This window comes from Yaniella sp. (assembly GCF_030453185.1).
GTDB lineage: Bacteria > Actinomycetota > Actinomycetes > Actinomycetales > Micrococcaceae > Yaniella.
Genome location: NZ_JAKDKW010000063.1, coordinates 1 through 14268 on the forward strand (window position 1 = coordinate 1; position 14268 = coordinate 14268).

Genomic DNA, 14268 nt, shown 5'->3' on the forward strand with positions numbered 1-14268 from the left:
CGCAAAGCCGACCAGCAGGGCGCTCCAGTGCAGGCTGACGACCAAACTAACGATCCTTACCGTCTTGACGCCGTGACTGCAGCCGCCCTGGAAGCGGAGGCCCGCAGGCAAGGAGTCAGCGTCGCACAACTAGTAACACCTGTGCTCGACACCAGGCAGACGAGTGAATCCGACCAGCATTCATGAGTACATTGCATCCAAATCGGAACCTGCCTTGAAGGCGGCGCCGCATGGATGGGAGTATGTCCATACCGACGCAGCTATCCCAAACAGTCAGGAGCACAATGCCCCGGTCACCAATGATTTCCTTCCACGACGGCAACTCGATCCCGCAGCTGGGCTACGGGGTCTGGCAAGTTGAAAATGATGTCACCCAGGACGTCGTGGGCCAGGCGCTCGCCGCCGGCTACCGTCACATTGATACCGCTCATATCTACGGCAACGAGTCCGGCGTTGGTGCAGCACTCCGTGCTTCAGGATTAGACCGCAACGAAGTGTTCATCACTTCTAAACTATGGAACGATGACCACGGCTACGACACAACGCTCACAGCGTTCAATGCGACCATGGATAATCTTGGGCTCGATGTCCTCGACCTGTTTCTTATCCACTTCCCGGTCCCTTCAAAGACCCTCAGGGTCGAGACTTGGAAAGCGTTCATTGAACTGCACAAACAGGGCCGAATCCGTTCCATCGGCGTCTCGAATTTCCGAATCGAAGACCTGGAAGAGCTCGAAGCCGAAACCGACGTTATCCCGGTAATCAATCAGATCGAGTTGCACCCCTACTTCGTTCAGCAACAACTCCGTGACTACCACGCGTCCAAGGGCATCGTCACCGAGTCATGGTCTCCCCTGGGCCAAGGCGGTGGCGAACTCACCGACCCGGTCATCGCAGACATCGCCAACGCCCACGGTGCCACGCCCGCCCAAGTGATCATCGCTTGGCACCTCGCCTTGGGGCTCGTGGTCATCCCAAAATCAGAGACGCCGGAACGGATCGTGGCAAACTTCGAATCCTTGGAACTACAGCTCAACGATGCCGAGGTGGATGCCATCAGCGCATTGGATAAAGGCGAACAGGGCCGCCAGGGCGTAAACCCGAATACACCTTCCTAAATGCGTGACCTCCAGATACCCGCTGGGCCAGGAGCCCCAAACGGACTGGTCGTGCCCGCAGGCGAATTGGTCGAACAGTTCAGCCATGCCTCCGGGCCGGGTGGCCAGGGTGTCAACACAACCGATTCGAGGGTTCAGCTGCGCTTCGATATTGGTACGACGACGGCGCTGGACGAAACCCAACGTCAACGGGCTCTGCAAGAACTCAGCACGCGGCTATCCGGCACGGTGCTTGTCATCGACGCTGCCGAGCATCGGTCGCAACGGCGCAATAGGACCGCAGCCCGGGAGCGTCTCAGCACACTGCTGCGTGATGCCCTGGTTCCGCCTCGTCCCCGGAAACGCACCAAGCCTACTCGGGGTTCAAAGCGGCGACGACTCAAAGCAAAGCGCGTTCGGTCCGAAGTAAAGCAGAACCGGAAACGCCCGAATGCTGATTAAGCCCGCCAAGATCGTAGGCAAAACCATTTGACCCTGCGGTCTCCAGTGATCTGTGATCACGTAGCTTTCTTCACCACACTGGATTTGAGCTGCATGTGACCAAAACCTGGAACGCGAGCATCGATGTCGTGACCGTCGACGACGAATTCACTGAGACGAATCTCGCGCACCTTAGTTCCCACTTTTACGACTCCCCCGGCCCCTTTAACCTTCAAATCTTTGACGATGGTGACGTCGTCGCCGTCGTTAAGCACGTTTCCTACGGCATCTCGTATGACCGGCTGTGCACCCTCAGCTGTGTCGGAGTCGGCTTCAGGTGACCATTCGTGCCCGCACATTGGGCAAACCAGCAGTGCACCATTTTCATACGTATATGCTTCGTGGCACTCGGGACATGCAGATAACTGTTCAGCCATGGGTTTTCTACTCCATCACCAGACATGGGCGTCTGTTTGCACTATTTTTCGTGGATATCGGTTAGAGCCATCATAAGCTGTGTCAGGAGCGAAGTTGCGCTGAAGAATTTTGTTGGCCCAGCCACCAAAATGAAAACAGTCAGGTCATTATCGAAGCCACAAGTCACCGAGCGTATACCTCGCGACGATGCCCGAGAGTGACGACCACAACGAGGAGACGGTCGTCTTCGATCGTGTAGATAATGCGGTAGTTGCCGACTCGGATTCGAAGGCCTTCTCGACCGCGGAGGGCTTTTGCTCCGGGCGCTCTAGGATCGGCGGCCAAGAGTGCAATCGCGCCTCGAATGCGCGCCTGGTCCTGTCGGTCTATGCGCTTCAGCGCACGAAAAGCAGCGGGACGAACTTGGATCTCATAAGCCACGTATCCAGGTCACCAGCCGAGGTCTGCTTTGACCTGATCCCACGGGATGTTCGAGCCCTCTTCAGCCATGGCTGCATCAAAAGCTGCGATATCTTGAGCTTCCTCGTCAGCTTCCATCAAGCGATGGTATTCCGCCGTGCTGATGACGACAGCCTCTGCTTCACCCCGGCGTTCTATGAATACGGCTTCGTGTTGAGCCGTCTCGATGACGTTTGCGAAACTCTTCCGTGCTTCTGAGGCTGCAATAGTAGACATAGCTCAATTGTACAATAAGTCAATCGAAATGTACATGTGGAGCACCGCGGCGAGCATCACGCAGCTGGCTAAACCGAGCATTGTCGTTAGATATCGAGACGCTTTGCCAGTTCGTGACGTACATCAGCGCCTCTAAAAATCTGCAACATCACCAGGGCAAAAATACTGATAGCGCCACAAATGGCCGAGGGTATCGGGCTGGTCACCCAGCCGAACGCTAGGAATCCGATAGGAGCTAAGCCCAGCAGCACCGTGAGCCCACTGTAGACAATGTGTTCCCCTACCTCTGTGCGAAGCACCCGGACCGTAATGAGCAAGGCAAGAATAGATGTTCCGCAGACAATCGGCACGGCGTAGCTCAGGGCCCAACCGTGCCACCCGGTGAGGTAGTCCCAGTACACACAAATCAACCCAACCAGGACCACAAGGTTCACGGTGTTCTTCGCGATATTGCGCTGGTTGCGCGCAGCCATCACCACCAACAGCCACATGGTGATGACACCAAGCCACAAGGAACGTAGCGAGCCAATACCCGCTGTACCTCGGTCCAGCAAGAGTTGGGCGGCAAACGACCCTAGGATCACCGCGATCGAACTCAAAAACAGCATCCGCACCACACGACGGCGAGAATAGCTCAACGGTATGGCTGGAAACGGACTGTGCGAGGGCTCCCCCACTACAGGCGTTTTACACAGCGGGCACTGGTTCCAGGTGCCCTCGATTGTCACGAAACATTCGGTACATTGCTTCATATTTCCGAGTCCTCAACGAGTTCGGCTTCAGTCACCCGTGTGGCCACAACCGATACATCAACACCCTGGGACGTGAGCATTCTGACGAATTCCCGGATGTGATCAGTCTCGACGAAGGGCGAGGTAAAACTGACGGTGAGCAGCCCGGCGTGAGACATCGCGCACATCTGCGGTCGTACCGCCGAGACGTGGAATCCCATCCGCCCCACATGCGATTCCACCGGTTCCGGCAGCGTGACCCGACCGAGATTCGAAACAGAAACACTCAACCCACGATTATTCACCCAGTTGATGACTCGCAGGACCACGTCCTTGAGGGGCCGTGGCACAATCCGCAGCATGGGTGATCGTTCGAACCTGGCGAAGCGGCGCACTTTTTTCTCCAGCGCCTCCGGGGTAGCTTTGGGACGGAACTGGTTATCAAGTTCCCGACCCACCGTACCGATATCGTCGGGGCCCTTACCGTAGGTGTGTTCGACTCGAACGGTCGCAAAGAAATTCCGTGGCGATACCGACGGGAAGAACTGGCGCAAGTTGACCGGCACGGTTGCCGCTAAAGTACGCGATTTGCCCATGCCACCCGAGGAACGTCGAATAGATTCGAAAAACAATGCGGTCAGGTACATAGTCAACGAGATGTCTTCGGATCGTGCCAGCGCGAGGACCTCTTTGGCCGGCATGGTGAGTTCCACTGCACGGGTGCGGTGATCGGGAGTCCGAGTCCCCTTAACCCGGTACGCCTTCTTTGTCGCTGGCACGCTGGGCGGTGACTTTTCTCGGTGCGGCTCCGTACGTTTCTTACCGCGGAAGTATTGTTTAAAACTATCCTCTGCCAACTCTCGACCAACCGCATCTTCAGCCGCCCCACCGGGTTGAGCGATCAACTGAGCAGTATCAGTGTTCTCCGGGACATCCTGTTGGCGGTAGCGCAGCCGGGTATATTCGGCCACCAGATCGGTGAGGAACCAGAGTGCGCCGGTGCCATCGGATAAGGCATGGAAGACCTCCAGATTGATCCGCCGGTGGTGGTATATAACGCGAAAGAGCAGCCCAGGCCGCCGTGGATCATAAATCTCAGCACACGTGTACTGATCGTCTGGGGTCGCCTCAGGACGCAGATCGCTGTCCTGCAGGTAATACCAAAATATCGCCCGGCGCAACACGGCGTGGTACAGCGTGTACCGGTCATACGTCGTATCAAGGGCCGTCTGCAGTAACTCTGGTTCTACCTCGTGGTCCATCTCGGCACTGATCCGAAAGACTTTGGAGTCAGTCTCGCTGCGCGCTGCCAGAAAAATATTGGAAGCGTTATCGAGTCGAACCCAGTTGCGCCGCGTCATGGCTTCTCCTCACGATCACGCTGCTCACCTTTTCGTTCTTCACCAAGAAAGTCATTCATCTGCTCATAAGCATCCCGAACCGATCTGGCCATCCACGGCAATGCTATGAACCCATGCAGGGCTTCTTCCACCCGATGGATACGCACCATATTGCCAGCCTGTTGCAGCGCCCGACCATATGCTTCACCTTCATCCCGTAAGAGGTCTAATTCGGCAGAAAGCACCAGGGTGCTCGGTTGATCCGTGAAGTCTTTGGCCATCAGCGGTGCGACCAGTGGGTCACGACGCTGTGCTGGGTTGGGCACATATAGGGCCATGTAGTCCTGCACCTCTACGTTGGTGAGTCGGTAGTCCTCACCATGTTCACGCACCGATTCAAAAGGCGAAGTCAGCGAGCGGTGATTCCAGTACGTCACCGGATACAGCAGAATCTGCCGTGTCGCGGCACGCTCACCGCGTTCCCGACGCAATAGTGAGACTGCTGCGGCCAGATTTCCCCCGGAAGAATCCCCGACCAGCACGATGTTATCTGCGTTGTCAGTACCAACCAGATGCGGCTGGTCCATAACGGTTCGGGCTACGTCATAGCAGTCCGATAATCCCGCAGGGAAGGGATGCTCCGGAGCTAGCCGGTACTCGACCGAAACCACGGTGCATCCGGTGAGGTCAGCCATTCGGCTACAGGTTGGCGTATAGCTCTCGACCCCGCCGGTGACCCATCCGCCACCGTGGAAAAACAAGAGAACTTCATCACGCAGTTGTTCTTTAGGATGGAAAACACGGATCGGAATCAGGTGGTCCCCGTGAGACGATGCCACTGTGTAATCAGCGGCTCTTGAGGGTGAGCCCAAGGGTGCGGCCAGTTTCCGTTGACGACGCCGGATCTTTTGATAATCCCTGCGAATATTCACCCGCGGTGCAGCAAAAAATCCAAGGAATGCTCGCAGAGCCCTATTCACGGGCGCACCATGCTCTGAAGCGGCATGCTTGCGACCGAGATTGCGTGATGTCCGCATAGTCCAATCTTTCCCACAGGATGATTCCGTTTACTATTCTAGATCGAGATGTCCAACCGAGTTGCCCCAACCGTTCTGAGGCGATTCCTCTTCGGGACACTACCGAGCACGCACCATCAGTGACACAATGGCGAACATGCAGGGCACATTGATGCTTCACTATCCCTTCGCCGGCCGGTGGCAGGTTCGCAATAGCCCAGCCGATCGGGTGCCAAGTCACGGCACAACCATGTTTGGGCTGTCCTACGCCATCGACTTTGTACCTGTCGATGAGCATGGAAGCTCCGCACCATATACCGTTGCTTCGTTCTTTCGGCCAGAACCGCCAACACTCTTCTCCGGCTTTGGTCGAACCATCACCTCACCGGTGGACGGTACCGTGGTCCAAACGCACGACTCCGAGACCGATCACAACGCCTATCGAGGCTTGCCCTCCGTGGGATACGCGCTCACACAGCGACGCCGCCTAGCACGCGGCATACATGCCATCGTTGGCAATCACGTCTTGATCGAAACCACATATCTCAACAATCGAACAGCCGTGGTGGCGCTATGTCACCTGCAGCAAAACAGCATCACCGTGCAACCGGGCCAAACGGTGCATCAAGGCGACGTTATCGGCCGGTGCGGAAATTCCGGCAACAGTACCGAACCGCATCTGCACCTCCACGCACTAGATAGTGCCGATGTCATACATGCAGCTGCCGTACCCATAAGTTTTCAAGGCCACCTCCCCGCCAACGGTCAGACCATCGATATATGATAAAAGTAGACCGACATCGACGAGCTATAAACTACTTCTATGAACACAGCATTCAGAAACTTCGTACAAAAGTACAAGCGCAAAGAACGCCGCAAAGCGATCGCCATGGTCATCATCGGCGTGCTGTTCACAGCAAGTGGCGTGTTCATCTGGGTTACGGGCAGTATGTGGTTAGCCCTGACCAGCATCGCGTTCGGCCTCGCTGTCATACTCGGCGGGGTGCTCGGGTGGAGCCAAGCAGACGGCTCCGACGGCTCGCTCATGGTTGCCCTGATTGCCTGCGTGTTGTTCGTAATCCTCAGCGCGCTCCTGATCATCAATGCAGTGGTTTCACCAGAAGACTTCCAGGGTCACCGAAGTCCCATCTACGCCCTGATAGCAGGCACGCTCGGCCTGGCTTTCTTTGGTCCGGGTCTGATCGTCCTCATCGTCAAACTCGTTCGAAAGTCCAGCTCCCGATCAAACTCCCCAGGCAACACTGAGAACGACGTGATCCGATGACACAAAATCGTCCTGAACGGGAATTCGAGTACTTTATGAACTCGAATTATGAGTTGTACGCGTACATGCAGGAGAACCTACGAAAAGAACGTCGAGACGCCATCCTCATGATCATCCTCGGCATGGTGTTCGCAGCAAGTGGTGTGTTCATTTTGTTCATCGGCAGCGGTTGGATGGCTCTGACCAGCATCACATTTGGTGCGGCAATCGTCCTTGGCGGAATCCTCAAGCGGAGTCAGTCTGATGGTTCTGAGGGTTCAATCATCATCGGCATCATTCTGTGTCTCCTATTCACAGCCTTCAGCCTGTTCATGCTTTTGTCTGGTGTGCTAGCTCCGGAAGCTTGGGGACATCGCAGCCCACTAGCGCCCATTATCGGAGGGGGTCTTGGCCTGCTGTTCTTTGGGCCGGGTTCGATCCTTCTTATTATCAGGGAAGTGCGACGTCGCACGCGATCAAACGCTCGACAGCAACCGAAGAGCTACCCGCATGGATAGGCAGCAATGCGTCCTTGTTCTCGGCGCGACAGGCTACGCCGGCAGACACATCGTGCGACAACTCCACGATGGTGGCTACCGAGTCCGTGCAGTCGTACGCGATAAACAACGAGCACTGGAAACAGGCGCCTACGATGCGCCAGCACTCCATGGACGAGTCGATGAATGGATAGTCTCCAGCGACGGTTCCCAGCTTGATGCATCCATCATGACGGAGGTGGATCACGTCGTCTCAGCACTGGGAGTAACCCGACAGCAAGCTGACCCCTGGACGGTCGATTTTCTCTTGAATCTTCACTACCTGAAACTCGCCGAACAACAGGACGTGAAAACATTCATGTATATCGGCGTTATGAATGCTGCAACCGGGACTTCGACGGTGTCGCGAGCAAAACATGCCTTCATGGAAGCGTTGGGCCGATCATCGGTACGCGCTCAAATAGTGAACCCCTCCGCCTACTTCTCCGACCTCACCGAAGTGTTCAACGTGGCCCGTCGAGGCATGGCATTCGGTCTAGGCAATGGGAGCGTGCAGCTCTCCCCGATCCACGGAGCGGACCTTGCAGACTTCTGCCTCGCCAAACTTTCTGACGACGCCGGCACATGGGACGTTGGCGGCCCGGAGGTACTCACCTACCGCCAGGTTGTCCAGCTGGCCTTCCAAACGCTAGGACGTAAAGAACGGTACCTCCCGATACCCGGTGTCGTGGCGTCTTCAGCAGTCTGGCTCACCGACCGCGTCAGTCCCCGTGCGGCTTCATTGATGCGCTTCTTCCTCGAAGGCATACAAACCGATTCGGTCGGGGCGCTACACGGGCACCGCACTCTCGGCGAGTACTACGCATCGCTGAGGTAATTACTGTAGCGCCTCCCTAGAAATCAGCCTCACGAGCTCGAGTTGTTGCCATACAAGGACTCATTGAGTTTCCTCATCCAATACCCACGCACGTTTCACAGCCGTGCGACATGAGTCAGGCGCCCAAACTATGGAAGAAGAATTCACCTTGCTTCCGGCTGCAACTGGATATTCTTAGAGGATGGGCTCAGGTTATAGTGCTGCAGCTTTGCTTGCACCAGATCACCTGCTGTCACTTCAACGACCGTCAGACTCGCAGGTGATACCGGCACAATGTTTTCGGTTTTCAACCCGATGAGCGCATCAAGCGCTGCACGAATGACTCCCCCATGAGTGACTACCAAAACATTCCCAGCAGGAACTGACTCGTCCTGTAATGCTGCGGCAACGCGTTCAACCAGCTCGACACGTGGTTCTGCACCCGGTGGATCAAAATGTCCTGCGCGCCACTGCGAATACACGGGTCCAATCTCGTCGGGGGTGAGTCCTTCCCAAGTGCCGAGGTTGGCTTCTTTGAGCCGTTCGTCAAAAGTGGTCCGGAGGTCGCTGAGTATCTGCGCGGTTTCTGTAGCACGCAGTGCGGGCGAGGCCAGGACTCTGTCCGGCGCGAATTCTTGGACGATGGGACGCAATGCTTCCGCCTGTCGTCTACCGAGTTCATCCAGGGGGATGTCGGTTTGTCCTTGGAGACGACGTTCAACGGTCCAGGCAGTTTGTCCGTGACGAACAAGTAAGAATCGTGTTGTGTCCATTATGCTGCTCCTCCACTGAGGTGTCCGGTGTCCCAGCGTTGACCGTCAGCATCAAAGACTGCTGCGGGTTCTGGAGGCAATAACAATTTGAGCTGCTCCCCCACTGCATGCCGTTGTGTACTGACCACTGAAATGCGTTCCTTTCCTAGCCGGGCGGTGATGACATAGCGTCCGGCCGCAGGTGTGGCTTCCATGACCATGATTTCCAGTCCGATGCCATCCGGTGTGCCAAAACCGATTGAGTCTGGACGATACATCGCCGTCATAGGTGTTCCGTCTTTGACTGGTAACGGTGCTGCCAGCACCTGGTCTCGGACAGTTAATTGTTTTTGCTGCATCGTGCCGTCAATGAGGACAGCGGCAGGGTTACCTAGGAATCCGGCGACGAATGCCGTTTTCGGATTGGTCAGCAGTTCATCTGGTGTGCCGAATTGTTCGAGCCGACCGTCGCGAAGGACCGCAATATGGGTAGCCATGGCCAGGGCCTCGATTTGATCGTGCGTCACGTACACGCTAGTCGCGCCACTTGCACGATGTACATCCACGAGTTCGGAGCGGGTATCCACGCGCAGTCTGGCATCCAAGTTTGACAGCGGCTCGTCAAAGAGCACGACCGATGGGCTGGGCGCAATCGTTCGTGCGATGGCAACGCGTTGTTGTTGACCGCCAGACAGCTGGGTCGGATACCGGTCGGCTAGATGATCAATGCCCAGCATGCTCAAGACTTCTTCCGAACGTGTTCTGCGCCTGTCAGTGTCCCAGCGGCCGACTTTGAGCGGCCATTCGACATTGGCTCGCACGGTCATGTGTGGCCAGAGAGCATAGGACTGGAAGACCATGCCGATCCCCCGTTTTTCTGTCGGGAGGCTACTGCCGGTATCTCCGTCGGCAACGACTTTCTCGCCGAATGTGATGCGACCTCGACTCGGATCTTCGAGTCCGGCGATCATCCGCAGGGTAGTTGTTTTGCCGCAGCCCGAGGGTCCTAAAAGCACCAGGAAAGAGCCGGCCGGCAGGCTCAGATTCAGATCAGCCACGGCCTCAGTATCAGCAAAGGATTTGCCAAGTCCCTCGAGCGTTATGGCACTTGCGGTCACCGGTGGCGTTTGAGTGTGCGTCGTCAGTAAAGTCATGGGTGGTCTCCTTTATTGTGCCCAGGGTTGTTGTTGGCCCTGGAGTTTGCGCGCCAGGATGGTCACAATCACGGATATCAGCGCAATGATCAGCGTGATGGCATTGGCGTGCTGGGTGAAGCCTTCTTCGGCATAACGGAATGTTTCTACGGCAAGCAACGGGATAGCCGGCGTGACAAGTAGGACAACCAGCGAGAGGTCGCGGACCGTGGTGACGAATACCAGCATCGCGCCGCCTGTAATGCCGCGGGCCGACAACGGAGCAAGGATACTCCCGATGCGTCGTCTAGTACTGGCCCCTGCCAAGACTGCTGCTTCTTCGAGCTCGTGACTGACCTGACCGAGCGCAGATTTTGAGGTTTGAAAGGCGAATGGGATCGAGGCTGTGATCCCGGCGAGCACAAGGATCCAGAACGTTCCGTAAAGGTTTGGCAATGGTGACGATGCGGAACCGAACAGTGCGATGAACGCAGCTCCCATTGCGATCCCCGGAATGAGAAAGGGAACATAGCTGAGAAAGCTGATCGTGCCGTTGACTACCTTGGATTTCGAACGCCGGATGACGTAGGCGGCCAGCAAGCCAAGGAGGACAGCTCCGATAGCTACCGCGATTCCGTAACCGATCGTGGTGCCGGTGGCTTGGATAAGCTGGTCGTTGCGAAAGACGCCGGCCATGCCGTGGGAGATGCTCGGGTCAGATTCGCCGAACCAATAGTGCAGCGTAAATCCGTCGTCGAAGCGATTTGAACGTCGTGAGAATGTGGTCAGTGTCAGGACGACGAGCGGCAGGACGGTGGTCACGAATATCAGCAGGCCTGCCAGCGCAGTGACGACACCTTTGGCCTTACCCAACGGGATGGTTTGGCGTCGGGAGGCTTTGCCTGTGACAACCGCAAAACTACGTCCACCGGTGGTTCGGTTGCCCAAATACAGAATGACTGCCGCAACAACTACTAACAAGATGGCCAGGACGTAACCGCGTTCTAGGTCACCGGTTGAGATTGAACCATAGAGTCGTGTCGACAGCGTTTGGAATCTCACCGGAAGTCCCAGCAGTGCAGGGGCCGCGAAGTTTGATACACCTTCGGCAAATGCCAATAGGAATCCCGAAAGTAGCGCGGGCGCAACAGTGGGCAGAGCGATCGACGTAGCGACACGGAGTTTTGAAGCCCCGGTCAGCTGGGCGGCTGACAACAGGTCACCACCCAAGCCAGCCAGTGCTGAAGCAATAATAATAAAGCTCAGACTGAAGTAGTGCGCCACCAGGGTCAGGGTCACCGGCACCGCTCCCCAAGCCAACCAGTCTGGGACGTCGAGTCCCATGCCGGCCAAAATGCCTGGTGATCCCCCGACACGATCATTGCGGAAAACCGAGGACCAGGCCAGGGCAATCGCAAAGCTCGGTAGCGCGAAAGGAATGGTTGCCAGCAAGCCGATGAGCTTGCGAAACGGTGCGTTGGATAACACCACGACCCAGGCGAGGAACGCGCCCAACGCCGTGGACAGGACTGCGGTTGCGACTGCGACCAACAGGGAATTGCCTAACGGCGTCCAAAACAGATTCTCTGACATGGGTGATGCGAGCGCATCGCGCCACGCGGAGTCAGTGAAGTCCCCGTCCGCGGGGATGGTGCTGGCCACCAGTGATGCCAGCGGCCCCGCCACGAGGATACCCAGCAGAATCAGGACCACCAGGCCCAGGAGTGTGACGGGATTTTTGATACGTCGAGTCAGGGTGTGCATTACTCGACCGTCAGGATGAAGTCGTTGACGTCGTCACGCAGCCCCGCTGAGTCTTCCGGAGTGATTTCCCAGGCAGGAAATTCCTCCCGTGGCAACGCATCTTCGGGGTCCACGATGTCGTTGCGGGTTGGGTAGTCACCGGCCACATAGAACGGTTCGTAGGCTGGGCCCCCATTTTCAGAATCATCACCCATCATGAAGTCAATGAGGAGCCGGGCGGCTGCTTGGTTCTCGGCTTCTGCGGTGATGCCCAGCATGGCTGGGAAAATGATGCCCGGACCCGGTGCGGCCTCGTCGGCCACCTGCAGGGCCCAGCCCTCTTCTGCGTTATCTCGACGGTCCGAATACGAGGTGAACCCGACTGGTGCATCTTCTTGCCCGGTCGCACCAACGGCTTCATTGACATCGTCGGTTGACGACAAGAGGATCACGTCGTTGGCGTATAGGTCTGCAATGTATTGATAGCCTGCGTTTTCGTTGCCTTCATCCAGTTCGATGGGCTCGCCGAAGTGCTCTTCGTAAGAGGCTGCCATCTCATCGGCACGCAGTACCATTTCGGTGAGCAGATCAAGGTAGTCACCGCGCTGGGTCGGATCTACCATAACAACCTTGGAAGCCCACTTGTCTTCCGTCAGTTCCCAGAGGTTTTCGACCGGTGCCCCGTCCGGGTTCGCCTCCTCGTTATACATCAGCACTTTAGTTGATAACCGGTTGGTCAGCAGTGGATCTTTGTATTGGTCATCCAGCTCATCCTCAACTCGCTCTGGAACGTAGCGTTGCAGTACGCCATCGGATAGCAGCTCATTCCACACGACCGGTGCATCCGAGACGTAGGCGACGTCTGCGGTTTCAGCTCCAGCGTCGTGTTCGGAGCGCAGCCGTTCGATCTGCTCGCTAGATGAGATGTCATGGGCGACAATGTCGATCTGGGGATAGGCTGCTCCGAATTCCTCAGCGACCGTGGCGATGCGCGAGGTGAACGCGTAGACGACGACTTCACCTTCTTTCTCAGCAGCTTCCACGAGCTCGTCGTGGCTCATATCAGCAAATTCTGGATGCTGTTCATTGGCGTCTACGGTGCCAATCTCGCTATCGGCTTCGCTGGTGCCTGCACAACTGGCAAGCAAGAGTGCGGCTAATGACAATGACGTGACCTTGAGAAGATTTTTCATGGTGTCCTTTACAAACGTGAGAGAGGGTCGGCAGGGGTGTGGTTATGCTTCGAAGTGATCAAGGATCACGCCGAGCCGATCTAATTTGCCCAGTGCCATATCCGGGTGGCGTTGAGCGATGGTCAAAACCAGCCCATTGCAAATAGCCATCGGCACGGTCAACGACAGATATTCGTCGCTGCGGCCCCGAGGCGCTGCAATGATCACGTCTGGATCCGGGTGGATGGTCAATAACGTGTCGGTCAGCACCGTCGTGTGGATGTCGTTTTGGGTGGTCAGTTCCAGTACATTGGCGAGCGCATCTGGCATGCGACGAAACGCAAACGCAAACAGTGTGTCTCCAGATCGCATGGGCGCGACACGCTCGGCGATATCCCTGCGTGAGCCGACTAATTGGGTGGAACGGATGCCAAACCGATTGAGACGACGCGATAGGAGCTCAACTAATACGCTCGCGTTGCCTTGTCCGAAGAGGTAGACGACTTCAGCCTCGACAATGCGCTCGGCCAATATGTCCAATTCGGCCTGAGTTACGTGCATCGACAATGCTTCAAGCGCGGCTACTTCACCGGTAACGAGTTCTTGGAGCTCGCTGTCGTGCTCATGGCGTTCCAAACGACCCTTCATCCTCTGGGAAGGGCCATCGGCACCCAGGTAATCCTGGCGCAAAGCATCACGAAGATCCGGGTAGCCCTCGAACCCCAGGCGCTGGGACAACCTCGTCGCAGCAGACTGATGAAGTCTCAGTGGCGCGGTGAGCTGTTCAGCACTCCAAAACGCAGCTTCGGCCGGGTACGACTGCAACACGGTTATGAGTTTCCGGTCAGTTTCGGTCAGCCGATGTCCACGATCTTTGACCAGGTCTGTGATGAGCATGTGGCTCACGCTAACCGCAAATTTACTTGCATAACCTGCAACTAAGGGAAGTTCGATTACTGTTCATCAAAGCTTCACCAGGGCGGCCAGCAAGGTTTACACACGGGGTTAACGACGTCACATTGCCGAGGGCCGAGCATCATGCAGGCAATGCCTCTTGACTCAGCCCCCAATGGAAAGTGCACCCCGTGGCTTGGATCTTAAGTTTACCGCGGT

The 14268-nt window shown here is 56.5% G+C and carries 18 protein-coding genes; 7 read left to right on the top strand and 11 right to left on the bottom strand.

Translation table 11 applies throughout. The features are described from left to right. From L0H14_RS09285 to arfB, 3 genes are all read left to right on the top strand, one after another. On the top strand, positions 1–186 hold a 186-nt coding region (locus tag L0H14_RS09285), incomplete at its 5' end, for a hypothetical protein (protein WP_301421714.1). Between the two features lie 98 nt (positions 187–284). Further along, a complete protein-coding gene (locus L0H14_RS09290) occupies positions 285–1118 on the top strand; it encodes an aldo/keto reductase (protein WP_301421715.1) in 834 nt (277 codons plus the stop codon). After that, positions 1119–1559, top strand: a complete 441-nt coding sequence (arfB, locus tag L0H14_RS09295; RefSeq protein ID WP_301419865.1) for an alternative ribosome rescue aminoacyl-tRNA hydrolase ArfB — start codon at positions 1119–1121, stop codon at positions 1557–1559. Between the two features lie 56 nt (positions 1560–1615). Here arfB and L0H14_RS09300 read toward each other — a convergent pair whose 3' ends face one another. From L0H14_RS09300 to L0H14_RS09325, 6 genes are all read right to left on the bottom strand, one after another. Then, positions 1616–1975 carry a zinc ribbon domain-containing protein YjdM gene (locus L0H14_RS09300; RefSeq protein WP_301419864.1) on the bottom strand — a complete coding sequence of 120 codons (360 nt, stop codon included), beginning with the start codon at positions 1973–1975 and terminating at the stop codon, positions 1616–1618. 163 nt (positions 1976–2138) lie between these two features. Then, positions 2139–2396, bottom strand: a complete 258-nt coding sequence (locus L0H14_RS09305) for a type II toxin-antitoxin system RelE/ParE family toxin (RefSeq protein ID WP_301419863.1) — start codon at positions 2394–2396, stop codon at positions 2139–2141. 9 nt (positions 2397–2405) lie between these two features. Further along, positions 2406–2651 carry a type II toxin-antitoxin system Phd/YefM family antitoxin gene (locus L0H14_RS09310; protein WP_301419862.1) on the bottom strand — a complete coding sequence of 82 codons (246 nt, stop codon included), beginning with the start codon at positions 2649–2651 and terminating at the stop codon, positions 2406–2408. 86 nt (positions 2652–2737) lie between these two features. After that, positions 2738–3403 carry a DUF6320 domain-containing protein gene (locus L0H14_RS09315; protein ID WP_301419860.1) on the bottom strand — a complete coding sequence of 222 codons (666 nt, stop codon included), beginning with the start codon at positions 3401–3403 and terminating at the stop codon, positions 2738–2740. After that, entirely contained in the window at positions 3400–4743 is a 1344-nt protein-coding gene (locus L0H14_RS09320) for an alcohol acetyltransferase (RefSeq protein ID WP_301421716.1), read from the bottom strand. Before L0H14_RS09320 ends, L0H14_RS09315 begins: the two co-directional genes overlap by 4 nt. Next, positions 4740–5702 (bottom strand): alpha/beta hydrolase, encoded by a 963-nt coding sequence (locus L0H14_RS09325; protein ID WP_301421717.1) that lies wholly within the window; start codon positions 5700–5702, stop codon positions 4740–4742. The genes L0H14_RS09320 and L0H14_RS09325 overlap by 4 nt, the downstream gene beginning before the upstream one ends. A 193-nt stretch (positions 5703–5895) precedes the next feature. Between L0H14_RS09325 and L0H14_RS09330 the strand changes: the two genes are divergently transcribed. The 4 genes from L0H14_RS09330 to L0H14_RS09345 are packed head-to-tail and all read left to right on the top strand — an operon-like array spanning position 5896 to position 8376. Beyond that, on the top strand, positions 5896–6522 hold the full coding sequence (locus tag L0H14_RS09330; RefSeq protein WP_301418810.1) for a M23 family metallopeptidase: 627 nt from the start codon (positions 5896–5898) through the stop codon (positions 6520–6522). 39 nt (positions 6523–6561) lie between these two features. Next, positions 6562–7023: a hypothetical protein gene (locus L0H14_RS09335; RefSeq protein ID WP_301418808.1), complete on the top strand. Its 462-nt coding sequence runs from the start codon at positions 6562–6564 to the stop codon at positions 7021–7023. Next, the gene (locus tag L0H14_RS09340) at positions 7020–7520 is read left to right on the top strand and encodes a hypothetical protein (protein WP_301418806.1); all 501 of its coding nucleotides are present in this window, start codon (positions 7020–7022) and stop codon (positions 7518–7520) included. The genes L0H14_RS09335 and L0H14_RS09340 overlap by 4 nt, the downstream gene beginning before the upstream one ends. After that, positions 7513–8376, top strand: a complete 864-nt coding sequence (locus L0H14_RS09345) for an SDR family oxidoreductase (protein WP_301421718.1) — start codon at positions 7513–7515, stop codon at positions 8374–8376. Before L0H14_RS09340 ends, L0H14_RS09345 begins: the two co-directional genes overlap by 8 nt. Positions 8377–8519: 143 nt before the next feature. Here L0H14_RS09345 and L0H14_RS09350 read toward each other — a convergent pair whose 3' ends face one another. The 5 genes from L0H14_RS09350 to L0H14_RS09370 are packed head-to-tail and all read right to left on the bottom strand — an operon-like array spanning position 8520 to position 14052. Continuing rightward, the gene (locus tag L0H14_RS09350) at positions 8520–9128 is read right to left on the bottom strand and encodes a histidine phosphatase family protein (RefSeq protein ID WP_301418801.1); all 609 of its coding nucleotides are present in this window, start codon (positions 9126–9128) and stop codon (positions 8520–8522) included. Next, a complete protein-coding gene (locus tag L0H14_RS09355; protein ID WP_301418799.1) occupies positions 9128–10261 on the bottom strand; it encodes an ABC transporter ATP-binding protein in 1134 nt (377 codons plus the stop codon). The genes L0H14_RS09350 and L0H14_RS09355 overlap by 1 nt, the downstream gene beginning before the upstream one ends. Positions 10262–10273: 12 nt before the next feature. After that, positions 10274–12004 carry an iron ABC transporter permease gene (locus L0H14_RS09360; protein ID WP_301418797.1) on the bottom strand — a complete coding sequence of 577 codons (1731 nt, stop codon included), beginning with the start codon at positions 12002–12004 and terminating at the stop codon, positions 10274–10276. Then, a complete protein-coding gene (locus L0H14_RS09365; protein WP_301418795.1) occupies positions 12004–13176 on the bottom strand; it encodes an ABC transporter substrate-binding protein in 1173 nt (390 codons plus the stop codon). Before L0H14_RS09365 ends, L0H14_RS09360 begins: the two co-directional genes overlap by 1 nt. 42 nt (positions 13177–13218) lie before the next feature. Further along, the gene (locus L0H14_RS09370; RefSeq protein ID WP_301418793.1) at positions 13219–14052 is read right to left on the bottom strand and encodes a MurR/RpiR family transcriptional regulator; all 834 of its coding nucleotides are present in this window, start codon (positions 14050–14052) and stop codon (positions 13219–13221) included. Positions 14053–14268 lie beyond the last annotated feature (216 nt).